This window comes from Enterobacter cloacae complex sp. 2024EL-00711, from assembly GCF_047529885.1.
GTDB classification, from domain to species: Bacteria; Pseudomonadota; Gammaproteobacteria; order Enterobacterales; family Enterobacteriaceae; genus Enterobacter; species Enterobacter ludwigii.
Map to the genome: position 1 here is coordinate 1 of NZ_JBLIZC010000002.1, position 14,998 is coordinate 14,998.

The 14,998-nt window shown below is 52.8% G+C and carries 12 protein-coding genes and 5 tRNA genes; 8 read left to right on the plus strand and 9 right to left on the minus strand.

Features of this window, described 5'->3' with window-relative positions:
* Positions 1-76: transfer RNA gene (locus ACMVME_RS06405), tRNA-Val, on the minus strand.
* Between the two features lie 41 nt (positions 77-117).
* A tRNA-Val gene (locus ACMVME_RS06410) sits at positions 118-193 on the minus strand.
* Between the two features lie 258 nt (positions 194-451).
* Here ACMVME_RS06410 and gltX point away from each other — a divergent pair.
* Complete coding sequence (gltX, locus tag ACMVME_RS06415; protein ID WP_014171074.1) at positions 452-1,867, plus strand: glutamate--tRNA ligase; 1,416 nt, start codon at positions 452-454, stop codon at positions 1,865-1,867.
* Between the two features lie 44 nt (positions 1,868-1,911).
* Here gltX and ACMVME_RS06420 read toward each other — a convergent pair whose 3' ends face one another.
* Positions 1,912-2,304, minus strand: a complete 393-nt coding sequence (locus ACMVME_RS06420) for a YfeC-like transcriptional regulator (protein ID WP_068794848.1) — start codon at positions 2,302-2,304, stop codon at positions 1,912-1,914.
* 1 nt (position 2,305) lies between these two features.
* Complete coding sequence (locus tag ACMVME_RS06425) at positions 2,306-2,668, minus strand: YfeC-like transcriptional regulator (protein ID WP_032680532.1); 363 nt, start codon at positions 2,666-2,668, stop codon at positions 2,306-2,308.
* Between the two features lie 217 nt (positions 2,669-2,885).
* Here ACMVME_RS06425 and ACMVME_RS06430 point away from each other — a divergent pair.
* The 4 genes from ACMVME_RS06430 to ACMVME_RS06445 all read left to right on the plus strand — a co-directional run bounded on the left by ACMVME_RS06430 (position 2,886) and on the right by ACMVME_RS06445 (position 5,601).
* Positions 2,886-2,961, plus strand: a tRNA-Ala gene (locus tag ACMVME_RS06430).
* A 42-nt stretch (positions 2,962-3,003) separates the two neighbouring features.
* Positions 3,004-3,079 (plus strand) — tRNA-Ala (locus ACMVME_RS06435).
* A 42-nt stretch (positions 3,080-3,121) separates the two neighbouring features.
* A tRNA-Ala gene (locus ACMVME_RS06440) sits at positions 3,122-3,197 on the plus strand.
* Positions 3,198-3,411: 214 nt separating this feature from the next.
* On the plus strand, positions 3,412-5,601 hold the full coding sequence (locus ACMVME_RS06445) for an EAL domain-containing protein (protein WP_068794847.1): 2,190 nt from the start codon (positions 3,412-3,414) through the stop codon (positions 5,599-5,601).
* A gap of 44 nt (positions 5,602-5,645) precedes the next feature.
* On the opposite strand, the gene ACMVME_RS06450 is transcribed toward ACMVME_RS06445, so the two are convergent.
* Positions 5,646-6,833 carry a NupC/NupG family nucleoside CNT transporter gene (locus tag ACMVME_RS06450; protein WP_014171069.1) on the minus strand — a complete coding sequence of 396 codons (1,188 nt, stop codon included), beginning with the start codon at positions 6,831-6,833 and terminating at the stop codon, positions 5,646-5,648.
* Positions 6,834-7,183: 350 nt separating this feature from the next.
* Here ACMVME_RS06450 and ACMVME_RS06455 point away from each other — a divergent pair, with 350 nt between their 5' ends.
* Positions 7,184-8,422 carry an Nramp family divalent metal transporter gene (locus ACMVME_RS06455; protein ID WP_020883097.1) on the plus strand — a complete coding sequence of 413 codons (1,239 nt, stop codon included), beginning with the start codon at positions 7,184-7,186 and terminating at the stop codon, positions 8,420-8,422.
* A gap of 75 nt (positions 8,423-8,497) precedes the next feature.
* Here the strand turns inward: ACMVME_RS06455 and ACMVME_RS06460 are convergent, their stop codons facing one another.
* Together ACMVME_RS06460 and mgrA are read right to left on the minus strand one after the other, a co-directional pair.
* Positions 8,498-8,854 (minus strand): DUF2502 domain-containing protein, encoded by a 357-nt coding sequence (locus ACMVME_RS06460; RefSeq protein WP_068794846.1) that lies wholly within the window; start codon positions 8,852-8,854, stop codon positions 8,498-8,500.
* A 127-nt stretch (positions 8,855-8,981) separates the two neighbouring features.
* Positions 8,982-9,980 carry an L-glyceraldehyde 3-phosphate reductase gene (gene mgrA, locus ACMVME_RS06465; protein WP_068794845.1) on the minus strand — a complete coding sequence of 333 codons (999 nt, stop codon included), beginning with the start codon at positions 9,978-9,980 and terminating at the stop codon, positions 8,982-8,984.
* Between the two features lie 184 nt (positions 9,981-10,164).
* Here mgrA and ipdC point away from each other — a divergent pair, with 184 nt between their 5' ends.
* On the plus strand, positions 10,165-11,823 hold the full coding sequence (gene ipdC / locus ACMVME_RS06470) for an indolepyruvate decarboxylase (RefSeq protein ID WP_040018082.1): 1,659 nt from the start codon (positions 10,165-10,167) through the stop codon (positions 11,821-11,823).
* Here the strand turns inward: ipdC and ACMVME_RS06475 are convergent, their stop codons facing one another.
* The gene (locus ACMVME_RS06475) at positions 11,824-13,059 is read right to left on the minus strand and encodes an ion channel protein (protein ID WP_020883101.1); all 1,236 of its coding nucleotides are present in this window, start codon (positions 13,057-13,059) and stop codon (positions 11,824-11,826) included. It lies immediately after the preceding gene.
* 205 nt (positions 13,060-13,264) lie between these two features.
* On the opposite strand from ACMVME_RS06475, the gene glk reads away from it, so the two are divergent.
* Positions 13,265-14,230 carry a glucokinase gene (gene glk, locus ACMVME_RS06480; protein WP_014171063.1) on the plus strand — a complete coding sequence of 322 codons (966 nt, stop codon included), beginning with the start codon at positions 13,265-13,267 and terminating at the stop codon, positions 14,228-14,230.
* 32 nt (positions 14,231-14,262) lie between these two features.
* On the opposite strand, the gene ACMVME_RS06485 is transcribed toward glk, so the two are convergent.
* Positions 14,263-14,994: a LytR/AlgR family response regulator transcription factor gene (locus ACMVME_RS06485; protein ID WP_020883103.1), complete on the minus strand. Its 732-nt coding sequence runs from the start codon at positions 14,992-14,994 to the stop codon at positions 14,263-14,265.
* Positions 14,995-14,998: the final 4 nt, after the last annotated feature.

Genomic DNA, 14,998 nt, shown 5'->3' on the forward strand with positions numbered 1-14,998 from the left:
TGGTGGGCGATGACGGGCTCGAACCGCCGACCCCCTCCGTGTAAAGGAGATGCTCTACCAACTGAGCTAATCGCCCAATCTCAATACTTATCTACACTGCGAGTCTACTTAAGTAGATGGTGGGTGATGACGGGCTCGAACCGCCGACCCCCTCCGTGTAAAGGAGATGCTCTACCAACTGAGCTAATCACCCCCGCTGTGTGGAGTCGCATTATAGGGAGAGTTGAAAATGAGTCAACGCATTTTCTAAAGTTTTTATTCGTTCGTCGTAAAATTAAACAAAACGATCGCGAAACGGGCGATGACGCATGATTTCTAAACAAAAATCGCAAACTCCCTCACGATAAAGGGATCAACATTGAGGAATCCCCCCACAGTGATAGAATATTGCCCATTGTTTTTTTCCCAGGATTTGCCGATTGCCGGCATCTTTATAACGTAAGGCCATTTCATGAAAATCAAAACTCGCTTCGCGCCGAGCCCGACAGGCTATCTGCACGTCGGTGGTGCACGTACCGCTCTCTATTCCTGGCTTTTTGCACGCCACAACAAAGGTGAGTTCGTACTGCGTATTGAAGACACCGATCTCGAGCGCTCCACGCCGGAAGCAATTGAAGCCATTATGGATGGTATGAACTGGCTCAATCTGGAGTGGGACGAAGGCCCGTATTTCCAGACCAAACGTTTTGACCGCTACAACGCCGTGATTGATGAGATGCTGGTCGCGGGTACAGCGTATAAATGCTATTGCTCCAAAGAACGCCTTGATGCGCTGCGTGAAGATCAGATGGCGAAGGGTGAAAAACCGCGTTATGACGGCCGCTGCCGCCATGACCATAGCGAGCATGCTGCTGATGAACCGTGCGTGGTGCGTTTTGCTAACCCGCAGGACGGCTCGGTAATTTTTGACGACCAGATCCGTGGCCCGATCGAATTCAGCAACCAGGAGCTGGACGATCTGATCATTCGCCGCACCGACGGTTCCCCAACCTATAACTTCTGCGTTGTGGTTGACGACTGGGATATGGAAATCACGCATGTTATCCGTGGCGAAGACCATATCAACAACACCCCACGTCAAATCAACATCCTGAAAGCGCTGAACGCCCCTGTTCCGGTCTATGCGCACGTGTCCATGATCAATGGCGACGACGGCAAAAAACTGTCTAAACGCCACGGTGCGGTCAGCGTCATGCAGTACCGCGACGACGGCTATCTGCCGGAAGCGCTTCTGAACTATCTGGTGCGTCTGGGCTGGTCCAGCGGCGATCAGGAGATCTTTAGCCGTGAAGAGATGATCAATCTGTTCTCTCTGGGCGCGGTGAGCAAATCTGCGAGCGCGTTTAACACTGATAAGCTGCTCTGGCTGAACCACCACTACATCAATACCATGCAGCCGGAATATGTGGCGACATACCTGCAGTGGCACATCGAGCAGGCAAATATTGATACTCGTACTGGCCCTGAACTGGCGGAACTGGTGAAACTGCTCGGCGAGCGTTGCAAAACGCTGAAAGAGATCGCTGAAAGCTGCCGCTACTTCTATGAAGAGTTTGACGAGTTCGACGCGGACGCGGCGAAGAAGCACCTGCGTCCGGTTGCGCGTCAGCCACTCGAAGTGGTGCGTGACAAACTGGCGGCGATGACTGACTGGACTGCCGAGAATGTGCATCATGCCATTCAGGCGACGGCAGATGAGCTGGAAGTTGGTATGGGCAAAGTGGGTATGCCACTGCGTGTGGCAGTCACCGGTGCGGGTCAGTCTCCGGCACTCGATGTTACCGTTCATGCCATTGGTAAATCACGCAGCGTAGCGCGCATTAACAAGGCGCTGGATTTTATTACTGAGCGCGAAAATCAGCAGTAATAACGCCTGAACCATGAAAAACGGCAGGGAGACCTGCCGTTTTTTTATGCATTAAATTCAGCAATGCCGAGACGTGCAAGAAAGCCGCGTATCCCTTCACGCTTTAGTAAGGCATCCAGACGCTCCTGCTCAAGGTGCGTCATATTCTCCAGCGTCTCGATGATCCCAGGACGCAAAGTAGAGGAGGGGTCACAGTACAACGATGTCACCTCCGCCAGATGGTACACCGCCTGACGGTTACGGACAGCCGGGAGGCTCATGATGTGCTCCTTCACGCGGGCATCAATGTGAATCAGCCGTGCACGTCCGCCTTTCACCCCATTGACACCCTCGGTTTTCCATCCCTGCTGGCGTATCCAGCGGTTCACCGTTTGCCGTGCAACACCCAAATTTTCTGCCAGCTCTTCGGTGGTCATTTTGCTACGGAATCTTTTCATATCAGTTCTGGTCGCGTATCCCTAAACGTTGCAACAATCCGGTAATCCCTTCCCGCAGTAACAGTGATGTCATCTGCCTTTGCTCTTCCGGCGTCATTTCATTTGCCAGCGTCAGGAGCAGGGAGTGAAGCGAGCCATCATGGCTGGCACTTTCTGGTATCTCAGCCGTTTCACTTGCCCGGCGCGCGCTGCGGATAAACTCACGCACTTTTTCATTAACGTGCACCAGACGCGCTTTGCCGCCCTGGACTCCTGGTTTTGGCGATGTAATCCAACCCTCTTTGCGTACCCATTTATTGATGGTCTGGCGGCTATAGCCAGTGAGCAGGGCTAACTCTTCTGGCGTCATTCGTTCCTTGATCATGCAATTTCCTGAATATTCGTGGGGTTAATTAACGGCTCATTTTATAGCACCGTTTTAGAGGAAAATGTGACAGGCTTAACTCATGACTGCGAGCAGACTCGCAAAGTGATTCATTTGCATGATTTTTCGGCGATTGAACCGCCGTCATTGATTTTGCCGTTGACACTCCGCAGCGGAATTCATATTATGCCGCCCGTCAACATGACAGCTTTACGATGGGGCTATAGCTCAGCTGGGAGAGCGCTTGCATGGCATGCAAGAGGTCAGCGGTTCGATCCCGCTTAGCTCCACCACACTCTGAACCCAACAGAGTGCGGTCAGTAAAGTCAACATGTGGGGCTATAGCTCAGCTGGGAGAGCGCTTGCATGGCATGCAAGAGGTCAGCGGTTCGATCCCGCTTAGCTCCACCACACTCTGAACCCAACAGAGTGCGGTCAGTAAAGTCAACATGTGGGGCTATAGCTCAGCTGGGAGAGCGCTTGCATGGCATGCAAGAGGTCAGCGGTTCGATCCCGCTTAGCTCCACCAAAATTTGAACCCTCGTCGAAAGACGGGGGTTTTTTTTATGCTTTTGTAAAACTCTTCACCCTAATTTGTTGCTGAAATAGAGGTATTTTTGTACCTCACCTCAATCAAAATCAATAAAGCGGTCTATAAATAGACTTCAACTTGATTCGCGCAATTAATAAACCTATTATCCATCCGGTCAATGATACGAATGGAAAATAGATTATCTAACTTAATGAATAGAAAAACTTACAATAATGTAAAGATATTTATAACTGCCCTCGCGCTTTGCCTGGTTGCGGTGCCATTCTCCCGTTATATCTCTCCGCGCGCTGTTGTTAATGGTCATGACGTATATTTAGCATGGCTGCCTTTAAGCGTAATGCTGGCGGTTATTCTGGTATTTGGGCGTCGGGCGGTTATTCCTGTTCTGTTAAGTTTTACTATCACTAATATACTCAGCATTGATTTAGCACCGCTACAATATTCAGTTTTATTGTTCTGTCAGACGTTCTCGGTGTTTGCGGGGTGCGGCATCCTCAGGATCATACTGGGCAAGCGCTGGCGCTACTGCGTGCCGAACAAGCATATTGGGTTACGGATATTTTGGCTCGGCTTTATGGTACCGATAGGCATAAAAGTGTCGATGTACCTGGCAGGTTATTTGTTCCATTTCCCGGTTACTATCTCAACCTTCTTCGGTGAAGGTACCGCAATTTATAACGTAGTCGATATACAAAGTCTGATCTGCGCGGCGTTGATATTTACCATGATGTTCTATTACCCGTTAAGAATGATAATTAATCCACGTTATGCCATCACCTTCTGGCGACGCAGTGTGAAGCCCGTGTTTTTTCAAAAGAAATCGCTATATATATTAGTCTGGCTGATGCTTTTAATCGTCATCCTCGCAATTTTATGTGCTCCTTTTGAGTCACCTATTATTGCGGGCTATTTAATGCCAGTGATTTTTATTCTCTTTACGTTAGGGATCAGTCGCCTGAGCTACGCGCTCATTTCTCTTTTCTGGGCGGCATCCGCACTTCTGCTGTTGACCTATAACTATAATTTCCTCAATGGCGTGGAGTCAGGCCATTCGCTCTCCTTTATTTTGTCTGTCCTTATCTCTTTCGCCATCTGTTTGCTCTACATGTCGCGGATTTATCAGCGCAGCGAGTGGCTGAAGCAGGACTGGCAGGACAGGGCGCTAACCGATCCGCTGACCGGTTTACCGAACATTCGTGCACTGGAAGATTTTTTGCAGGACCACCCTGATGCCAAAGTGTGCTGTCTGCGAATGGACAACCTTGAGTTCTTGAGTCGTCACTACGGCATTCTTATGCGGGTGCATTGCAAACGGATGGTGACCACCTCGCTGCAGCCATTTTTGCAAAAAGATGAGCGGCTTTTCCAGCTCCCGGGCAGCGAACTGGTGCTGGTATTGCTGGGGCCGGGAACCGCTGAGCGCCTGCAGCATATGGTCGATCAGCTGAACAGCCGTAAGATTGTCTGGAACAACACCGGGCTGGATATTGAATTTGGCGCTTCCTGGGGAATGGTTGAAAACGGTGAGAAGTTACACCATACGCTGGGGCAGCTCAGCTGGCTGGCTGAGCAATCTTGCGGAGCGCATAATGTACTGGCGCTCACCAATAGCCTCGAGGTGGCATCAGGACAAACAACCGAGCGGGTTTTGATGTTAGCGCGCATTAAACATGCTCTGGATGCCGGACAGTTTCATTTATACGCCCAGCCAATCCAGAAGGCAGATGGTAGCGGGTATTACGAAATACTGACGCGCATGGAAAGCGAGGGCGAGATCATCACCCCAGACCGCTTTATACCGCTGATTGCCCAGTTTAACCTGAGCCACCGCTTCGACATGTGCGTGATGGAAAAATTACTGGTGTGGCTGCGCGATCATCCAGCGACGCATGCCGGAGTGCGTTTTTCTGTCAATCTGATGCCCCTGACGTTGATGCAAAAAGAGGTGGCCATCGAGATTTGCTCGCTCTTTGAACGCTATGGCGTAGCACCACAGGCGGTGGTGATTGAGATCACCGAAGAGCAGGCTTTCTCTAATTCGGGCAGCAGTATCAAAAACATTCAGCAGTTGCGGGACTGCGGTTTCCGGATCGCGATTGATGATTTCGGCACCGGATATGCCAACTACGAACGTCTCAGACGTCTGCAGGCGGACATTATCAAAATTGACGGGTGCTTTGTAAAAGATATCTGTACCGACGATATGGATGCGATGATCGTGCAGTCGATTTGCAACCTGGCGAAGACGAAATCACTGAGTGTGGTGGCCGAGTATGTTGAAACGCCGGAACAGCGGGAGAAGCTGCTTCACTTCGGGGTCGACTATCTGCAGGGTTACCTGATTGGTAAACCCAAACCGCTTAATGAACTACGGACATAAAAAAACCGGGAGCTGAGCTCCCGGTTTTTATTTCGCTGCAGGTGTTACAGTACCAGTGCCGCAATAGAGGCAGACAGTACGCTCACCAGCGTAGAACCGTAAACCAGCTTCAGACCGAAGCGAGAAACCACGTTACCCTGTTCTTCATTCAGACCTTTAATCGCACCGGCGATAATACCGATGGAAGAGAAGTTAGCGAAGGAGACCAGGAACACGGACAGGATGCCTTCCGCGCGTGGAGAGAGCGTGCTGGCAATTTTCTGCAGATCCATCATTGCAACGAATTCGTTAGAGACCAGTTTGGTCGCCATGATACTGCCTACCTGCAGCGCTTCATGTGCAGGAACACCCATCACCCAGGCAACCGGGTAGAAGATGTAGCCCAGAATGCCCTGGAAGGAGATACCCAGAACCGCTGCGAACAGGGCGTTCAGAGCAGAAATCAGGGCAATAAAGCCGATCAGCATCGCCGCAACGATAATCGCCACTTTGAAACCAGCCAGAATGTACTCACCCAGCATTTCGAAGAAGCTCTGACCTTCATGCAGATTTGCCATCTGCAGGTTCTCTTCGCCTTCGTCAACACGGTACGGGTTGATCAGAGAGAGAACGATAAAGGTACTGAACATGTTCAAGACCAGCGCGGCAACCACGTATTTAGGTTCCAGCATCGTCATATACGCACCCACGATAGACATGGAGACGGTAGACATTGCGGTGGCTGCCATGGTGTACATGCGGTTGCGGGACATCTTACCGAGGATGTCTTTATAGGCGATGAAGTTTTCAGACTGACCCAGGATCAGGGAGCTGACGGCGTTGAACGATTCCAGTTTACCCATGCCATTAACTTTGGAGAGTACGGTACCAATGGCGCGGATAACGACGGGCAGCACACGAATGTGTTGCAGAATACCGATCAGCGCTGAGATGAAGACGATAGGGCACAGTACCTTCAGGAAGAAGAACGCCAGACCTTCGTCGTTCATTTTACCGAAGACAAAGTTCGTCCCTTCGTTGGCGAATCCGAGCAGTTTTTCGAACATTTCGGAGAAGCCTTTTACGAAGCCAAGCCCCACGTTGGAGTTCAGGAAGAACCACGCGAGCAAAACTTCAATAACGAGAAGCTGAACAACAAAGCGGATGCGGATTTTTTTACGGTCATGGCTGACCAGTAACGCAAGCGCAGTAACGACAACGAGTGCCAGGACAAAATGAAGGACGCGGTCCATATTTGCTCCAAATATGAGGCAGGTTTAATTTTCGTGCACATTCTATGTAACAAGCGAAAAGAAAACGAGATCAAGGACACACTATAGTTACATCCTGTGACGAGTCTCAAAATTAGTGATCCACAATACATTTTTGTTATGTTAGGTAAATGCGTGAAAAGTTAAGTTTGTGTGCTAGTCTTCACAAAAGCGTGCGCGATTGCAGGTTTTGTTAGATCGCCCCACCTTACTCGCCCGTCTATTGTTCAAAGCTATCAGAGAAATCACTATAAACTCACTAAATGATCTTGATAATCATTCTCATTTTGATAGCATTAAACATAGCAAAGGCTATATTTCCAGAGGCAGAAATGACAAACAGTCGCGTAGAGGGTAGCAGTGGCAGAGCAGCGCGCAAGTTGCGGTTCGCGTTAATGGGACCTGCGTTCATTGCTGCCATCGGCTATATCGATCCAGGTAACTTTGCGACCAATATTCAGGCCGGGGCCAGCTTCGGCTATAAGCTGCTCTGGGTGGTCGTGTGGGCTAACCTGATGGCCATGTTGATTCAGATGCTGTCCGCGAAGCTGGGGATTGCCACGGGCAAAAACCTGGCTGAACAAATTCGCGATCACTATCCGCGTCCGGCGGTATGGCTTTACTGGGTTCAGGCGGAAATTATCGCCATGGCAACCGACCTCGCCGAATTCATCGGGGCCGCGATTGGTTTTAAATTGATCCTCGGCGTCTCGCTGCTTCAGGGCGCGGTGCTCACCGGGATTGCCACTTTCCTGATCCTGATGCTGCAGCGTCGCGGTCAAAAACCGCTGGAAAAAGTTATCGGTGGGCTGCTGCTGTTTGTGGCGGCGGCCTATATCGTCGAGCTGATTTTCTCTCAGCCGAATTTGGCACAGCTCAGCAAAGGGATGATTATCCCGAGCCTGCCAACCTCTGAAGCGGTGTTCCTGGCCGCCGGTGTGCTGGGCGCAACCATCATGCCGCATGTCATTTACCTGCATTCCTCGCTGACTCAGCACCTGCACGGCGGGACGCGCAAAGAGCGTTACTCTGCGACGAAATGGGATGTGGCGATCGCCATGACCATTGCCGGTTTTGTGAACCTGGCGATGATGGCGACCGCTGCCGCCGCTTTCCATTTTAACGGTCACACCGGTATTGCCGATCTCGACCAGGCATACCTTACGCTGGAGCCGTTACTGAGCCACGCTGCTGCCACGATATTCGGGCTGAGCCTGGTGGCGGCCGGTCTCTCGTCAACGGTTGTGGGGACGCTGGCAGGGCAGGTGGTGATGCAGGGCTTTGTCCGTTTCCACATTCCGCTTTGGGTTCGTCGCTCCGTGACCATGCTGCCCTCCTTTGTTGTGATTCTGATGGGGCTGGATCCCACGAGAATTCTGGTCATGAGCCAGGTACTGCTGAGTTTTGGTATCGCGCTTGCACTAGTGCCGCTGCTGATCTTTACCAGTGACAAAAGCCTGATGGGCGAACTGGTGAATAGCACGCTGGTGAAACGAACCGGCTGGGTCATTGTGGCGGTAGTGGTGTCGTTGAATCTGTGGCTCCTGGTCGGCACTGCTCTGGGGTTATAGCGTCGCGTTGAACCAAAGAAAAAGGAGCCGGGAGGCTCCTTTTTGCATTACTGATGATGCATTACTGATGATGCATTAGTGATGATGGCCGTGACCACCGTGTCCACCGTGTCCTCTGCCACCGTGACCCCAGCCACCGCGGCGGTCGTCACGATCGTTCCAGCCTTCACGGTAACCACGCTCATAGGCGTTGTTTTTGTACCAGCCGCGATGCAGGCCATTATCATGTCTGCGCCAGCGGTCGCCGCGCCACTCATAGTGACGGTTCCAGTAATCACGGTCGCGCCAGTAGCCACCGTCCCAGTATCTGCCGTAGTCGTCACGATCGCCAATTTGTAATTTAACTGATGGCAACAGGGTGATTTCGCCCGCAGTGGCGATCAGCGGGGCCGAAGCCAGTAATACCGCTGCAAGAATCAGTGACCTGAACATACTCTTTCTCCTTCACGATCGGGGCCTTTGTGGGGCCTGTTAACGCAATATTACGAGTTGGTAAAGGCTCGTTTCATCGCCTCAACTCCTAATTCATGAATGAGAGCACTTTTTGCTAAAAGTGATTTTATTTTGAGCTGTTCAGGATCCCATCAATGATTGCCAGTTCTTCCGCCGAGAAATGGCGGTTTTCCAGCATGGCCACGGCATCGTCAATCTGGGCAGTTTTACTGGCCCCAATCAGCACTGACGTTACCGACTCGTGGCGTAAAATCCACGCCAGCGCCATCTGTGACAGTTTCTGGCCGCGGCTTTCCGCCAGCGCGTTCAGTTGACGAACCTTCTCCAGCTTCTCTTCGGTGATCTGATCGGGGTTCAGGAACTTACTGCCGCTTGCCGCACGCGAGTCTGCGGGAATACCGTTCAGGTAGCGGTTAGTCAGCTGTCCCCCCGCCAGCGGCGAGAAGGGAATGCAGCCGACGCCTTTTTCCTGCAGCACGTCCAGCAGGCCTTCCTCTGGCGCACGTTCAAACATCGAATATTTCGGCTGGTGGATCAGACACGGCGTCCCAAGGTCGTTCAGGATATCGATAGCCTTACGGGCCTGTTCTGCAGGGTAATTTGATAACCCGACGTAAAGGGCTTTTCCCTGGCGCACCACATGGTCAAGCGCTTTCATGGTTTCCAGCAGTGGCGTTTGTGGGTCAGGACGGTGATGATAGAAGATATCCACATATTCCAGCCCCATACGCTTCAGGCTTTGATCCAGGCTGGCAACCAGATATTTGCGTGACCCCCAGTCGCCGTAGGGGCCATCCCACATGGTATAACCCGCTTTGGTCGAGATGATCAGCTCGTCGCGCCATGGCAGGAAATCTTCCTGCAAAATGCGACCGAAATTACGTTCGGCTGAGCCGGGAGGAGGACCGTAATTATTGGCAAGGTCGAAATGCGTAATACCCAGATCGAACGCGCGTTGTAAAAGTTGACGGCTATTTTCGACAAGCGTGGCGTCGCCAAAATTGTGCCACAACCCGAGTGAGATGGCGGGCAACCTGAGTCCGCTTTGCCCGCAGCGGCGATACTGCATTGTCTGATAACGATTTTTGTCCGGCTGGTAACTCATTCTGATGCCCTCTGGTGCTGAAAGGAAAAATCAGTGTATACGTTTACATTAACGTGAAAAAAAAGAGCATAGCGCAGCCTTTTTTGTAAAGCATTCTTTCCATGCCCTTCTTACGACCAATTCTGGACAGCCATCACGCTTCTTTAATACTCAAAGTGAGGTCAACGTCAGAAGGACACCTGTTATGCGAACCCCATACTGCGTCGCCGATTACCTGCTGGACCGTCTTACAGATTGTGGTGCCGATCATCTGTTTGGCGTGCCGGGCGACTATAACCTGCAGTTTCTCGACCACGTAATAGACAGCCCGGATATTTGTTGGGTGGGCTGTGCCAATGAGCTGAACGCATCCTATGCCGCTGACGGATACGCCCGATGTAAGGGCTTTGCCGCGCTGCTGACCACATTCGGCGTTGGGGAGTTAAGTGCCATGAACGGTATTGCCGGCAGCTATGCCGAGCATGTCCCGGTTTTACATATTGTGGGGGCGCCGGGTACGGCGGCACAGCAAAGGGGAGAGTTGCTGCATCATACGTTGGGGGATGGGGAGTTCCGTCACTTTTATCATATGAGCGAGCCGATCACCGTCGCACAGGCGGTCCTTACCGAACAAAATGCCTGTTATGAAATCGACCGTGTGTTGACAACCATGCTTCGGGAACGTCGCCCCGGTTATCTGATGTTACCCGCCGATGTGGCAAAAAAAGCCGCCACGCCGCCTGTAAACGCTCTCACTCATAAGCAGGCTCATGCCGATAGCGCCTGCCTGAAAGCGTTCCGGGATGCTGCTGAGAACAAACTGGCAATGAGCAAACGTACCGCGCTGCTGGCCGACTTCCTTGTTCTGCGCCATGGCCTGAAGCATGCGCTACAGAAGTGGGTGAAAGAGGTACCGATGGCCCATGCCACCATGCTGATGGGGAAAGGGATATTCGACGAGCGTCAGGCGGGTTTTTACGGTACATACAGTGGTTCAGCCAGCACCGGTGCGGTAAAAGAGGCGATTGAAGGGGCTGACACGGTATTGTGTGTTGGCACGCGTTTTACCGATACCCTGACGGCCGGGTTCACGCACCAGCTTACCCCGGCGCAAACCATTGAAGTCCAGCCGCATGCCGCACGCGTCGGGGATGTCTGGTTTACCGGCATCCCAATGAACCAGGCGATTGAGACGCTGGTCGAACTCTGCAAACAGCACGTGCATGCTGGCCTTATGTCGTCATCATCCGGCGCAATACCGTTCCCGCAGCCGGACGGTTCGCTTACACAGGAGAATTTCTGGAGAACGTTGCAAACCTTTATTCGCCCGGGGGACATTATCCTTGCCGACCAGGGAACATCGGCCTTCGGCGCGATTGATCTGCGTTTACCGGCTGATGTGAACTTTATCGTCCAGCCGCTGTGGGGCTCGATTGGTTACACGCTGGCGGCGGCGTTTGGTGCACAAACCGCATGCCCGAACCGGCGCGTGATTGTGCTGACGGGGGATGGCGCGGCCCAGCTCACCATTCAGGAACTAGGCTCGATGCTGCGTGATAAACAGCACCCCATTATTCTGGTGCTCAACAACGAAGGTTACACGGTTGAGAGGGCTATCCACGGGGCGGAGCAGCGGTATAACGACATTGCTTTGTGGAACTGGACGCACATTCCGCAGGCGTTGAGCCTCGATCCTCAGTCTGAGTGCTGGCGGGTCAGTGAAGCGGAACAGCTGGCGGACGTACTTGAAAAAGTGGCGCACCACGAGCGGCTCTCGTTGATTGAGGTGATGCTCCCGAAAGCGGATATCCCGCCGCTGCTCGGGGCGCTTACCAAGGCTCTGGAAGCGCGTAATAACGCCTGATTACTTGTCGTTTCGCCAGGCCATCATCATCGGTTTGCCCGCCAGCAGAAGCCAGGCGGGCAACATCACGATACAGAGCAGGGGGAAGAGCGTTGAATCCGGCACCACTACCGCCGCCATAAACAGGCTCAGCCACGCATCGCGCGTCACCACCAGCACCAGCCCCAGAATTGAGCAAGAGACCGTTATCGCTGCCGGCACCGCATCCACATGTTCATGCAGCATCAGCCCCAACGCCACGCCGATAAACACCGCCGGGAAGATACGCCCACCGCGGAACCCACATGCAGCAGCCACCACCAGCGCCGCCAGTTTAACCAGCGCAAACAGCAGGTAATCAGACACGCTGAACACCTGGCTGAAAGCCAACTGCTGCATTTCATCAAGGCCTTTAAACAGCGTTACCGTTCCGCCGATAGCCCCTAACACGCCCAGCATCAGACCACCCGCCCCCAGAATCAGCACCGGGTGCTTCAGCCGGTGCATCAGACGGTGCAGGCGCGGAAGGCACCATACCGCAATCATCCCGAGTGCAATGGCGATCGCGACGACGATGGCACCGCTGAAAATATCGGCAATATGCATTTGACCGTAGTGGGGCAGAGAGAGTGAGAAATGAGGATGGAAAAAAAGACTGGTCGTGAGCGCGCCAGCCGCAGCGGCCATCAGCGGCGCAAAGAGTTTATCCCAGAGCGGGACGTCGTTATTGCTGGTAAGCGTCTGAGAAAAAATAAGGGCGGCGGCAACGGGCGTGCCGAAAAGCGCCCCGATGGTGCCTGCAGAGGCGAGGATGGTCCAGTCCAGCGCACCGACCCGGGGTAAAATGCGCGAACCGAGAAAGACCGCCATACCAATGTTTACCGCCATGATGGGGTGTTCAGGACCAAGGCTGACACCGCCCGCCAGACCCAGGATCAACGCGATAATCAGCCCCGGCAGCGCCGAGGGGGGAACGGGCGCACCGATCAGTGGCTCAAGCGCCGGATCCGGCCCGGCGTGCCCTGGGCTAAAGCGGATCACCAGACCCACCGCAACGCCGGTGAGCGTCAGCATCAACATGATCCATCCCGGCGAATCCACGCTGACGCCCAGTTGTGCAGGAAGCGCCGTCCATAACATCGCCTGCAACACCGACGCGACTTTCATCACGACAATGAGCACCAGACTTGAGGCAACGCCAATAATCAGCGCCGGTATTGCCAGTAAGAGCATGGTTCTGGCTCGCGGATGGAGCATGATGATTTCCTTGTACAAAACGCTATTACGTTACTTTGCACAATCAGCTTTATGGCAATAGTGCAAAAGGTGCTGAAACGGTAAAGTTATTCTGTGACGAAGATCGATAATCCACGGGCATTCACCTTCCGGTCGTTGTTGTTATCACGCCTTGAACTTACAGTGTCCCAAAGATTTATTCTGACTTTAGCGGAGCAGTAGAAGAATGACAAAGTATGCTTTGGTAGGCGATGTGGGCGGCACGAATGCTCGCCTTGCCCTATGCGATGTAAATAGCGGTGAAATTTCCCGGGCGAAAACCTATTCAGGGCTGGATTATCCAAGTCTTGAGGCCGTTGTTCGGGTCTATCTTGAAGAGCAACAGGTGAGCATCGAAGACGGATGTATCGCCATTGCCTGCCCGATTACCGGTGACTGGGTGGCGATGACCAACCATGTCTGGGCATTTTCCATCGCTGAGATGAAAAAAAACCTTGGTTTTTCGCATCTTGAAATCATCAATGACTTTACTGCCGTGTCCATGGCGATCCCGATGCTGAAGCCAGAGCATCTGATTCAGTTTGGCGGTACAGCGCCAGTAGAAGGTAAGCCGATTGCGGTCTACGGTGCCGGTACCGGTCTTGGCGTTTCACATCTGGTTCACGTCGACCAGCGCTGGGTAAGCCTGCCGGGTGAGGGCGGTCATGTGGACTTTGCGCCCAACAGCGAAGAAGAGGGCATTATCCTCGAAGAGCTGCGTGCTGAAATCGGCCACGTCTCCGCCGAGCGCGTGCTTTCCGGTCCGGGTCTGGTGAATCTGTACCGTGCGATTGTAAAATCAGACGGCCGTCTGCCGGAAAATCTGCAACCAAAAGATGTGACCGAGCGCGCGCTGGCTGACAGCTGCATCGACTGTCGCCGTGCGCTGTCGCTGTTCTGTGTGATCATGGGACGGTTTGGCGGCAACCTGGCGCTGACGCTGGGCACCTTCGGGGGAGTCTACATCGCGGGCGGGATCGTACCGCGTTTCCTTGACTTCTTTACAGCCTCAGGCTTCCGCGGTGCGTTTGAAGACAAAGGTCGCTTCAGAAGCTATGTGCAGGACATCCCTGTGTACCTGATTGTGCACGATAACCCTGGCCTGCTTGGCTCGGGCGCGCACCTGCGTCAGGTACTGGGTCAAATCCTCTGACGACTATCCCTCTCCTGCGGGAGAGGGGATTTTTACAGATGCATCAGCTGGCGGAACTCTTTCACCTTGCTGCGACTCACCGGGACCTGAAAATCAAGATCCTTCAGACGCAAAATATAGGTGTTGTTAAACCACGGTTCGATCTCGCGGATCTTGTTTAGATTGACGCAAAACGAACGGTGGCAGCGGAAAAAGTGCGCCGCCGGCAGTTTGTTGCAAAACTCGGTGATGTTCATTGCCATCACGTACGATTCACGCCGTGTATAGACAAACGTCATCTTCTCGTGCGCTTCGGCATAGTAGATATCGTCGATAGGCGTCACGATGATGCGTTCATCCTTGACCAGGTTTATGGTGTCGTTTTCACGTATCGCCGGGCTTGCGTTAGCAGGCGTGGCCTGTTGTTGCCATGCGGCTTCCAGCTTTCGCAGCATGCTGACAATACGCGATTCCTGGTAAGGCTTCAGAATATAGTCAAACGCTTCAAGTTCGAAGGCTTCTACGGCGTGCTCTTTCCAGGCGGTAACGAAAACAATAAACGGCTTATGAGCAAACTGATTAATATTTTGCGCCAGTAATACACCGTCCAGCGATGGAATGTTGATATCCAGAAAAATGGCGTCGACCCGGTTATGCTGCAAGAACTTGAGCACGTCCAGACCATCCTCAAAGGTACCCACAATCTCCATCTGGCTGTGCGTTTTGATAAGCCAGCTCAGCTCCTGTTGAGCCAGAATTTCATCTTCCACGATGATGACTTTCATTGAT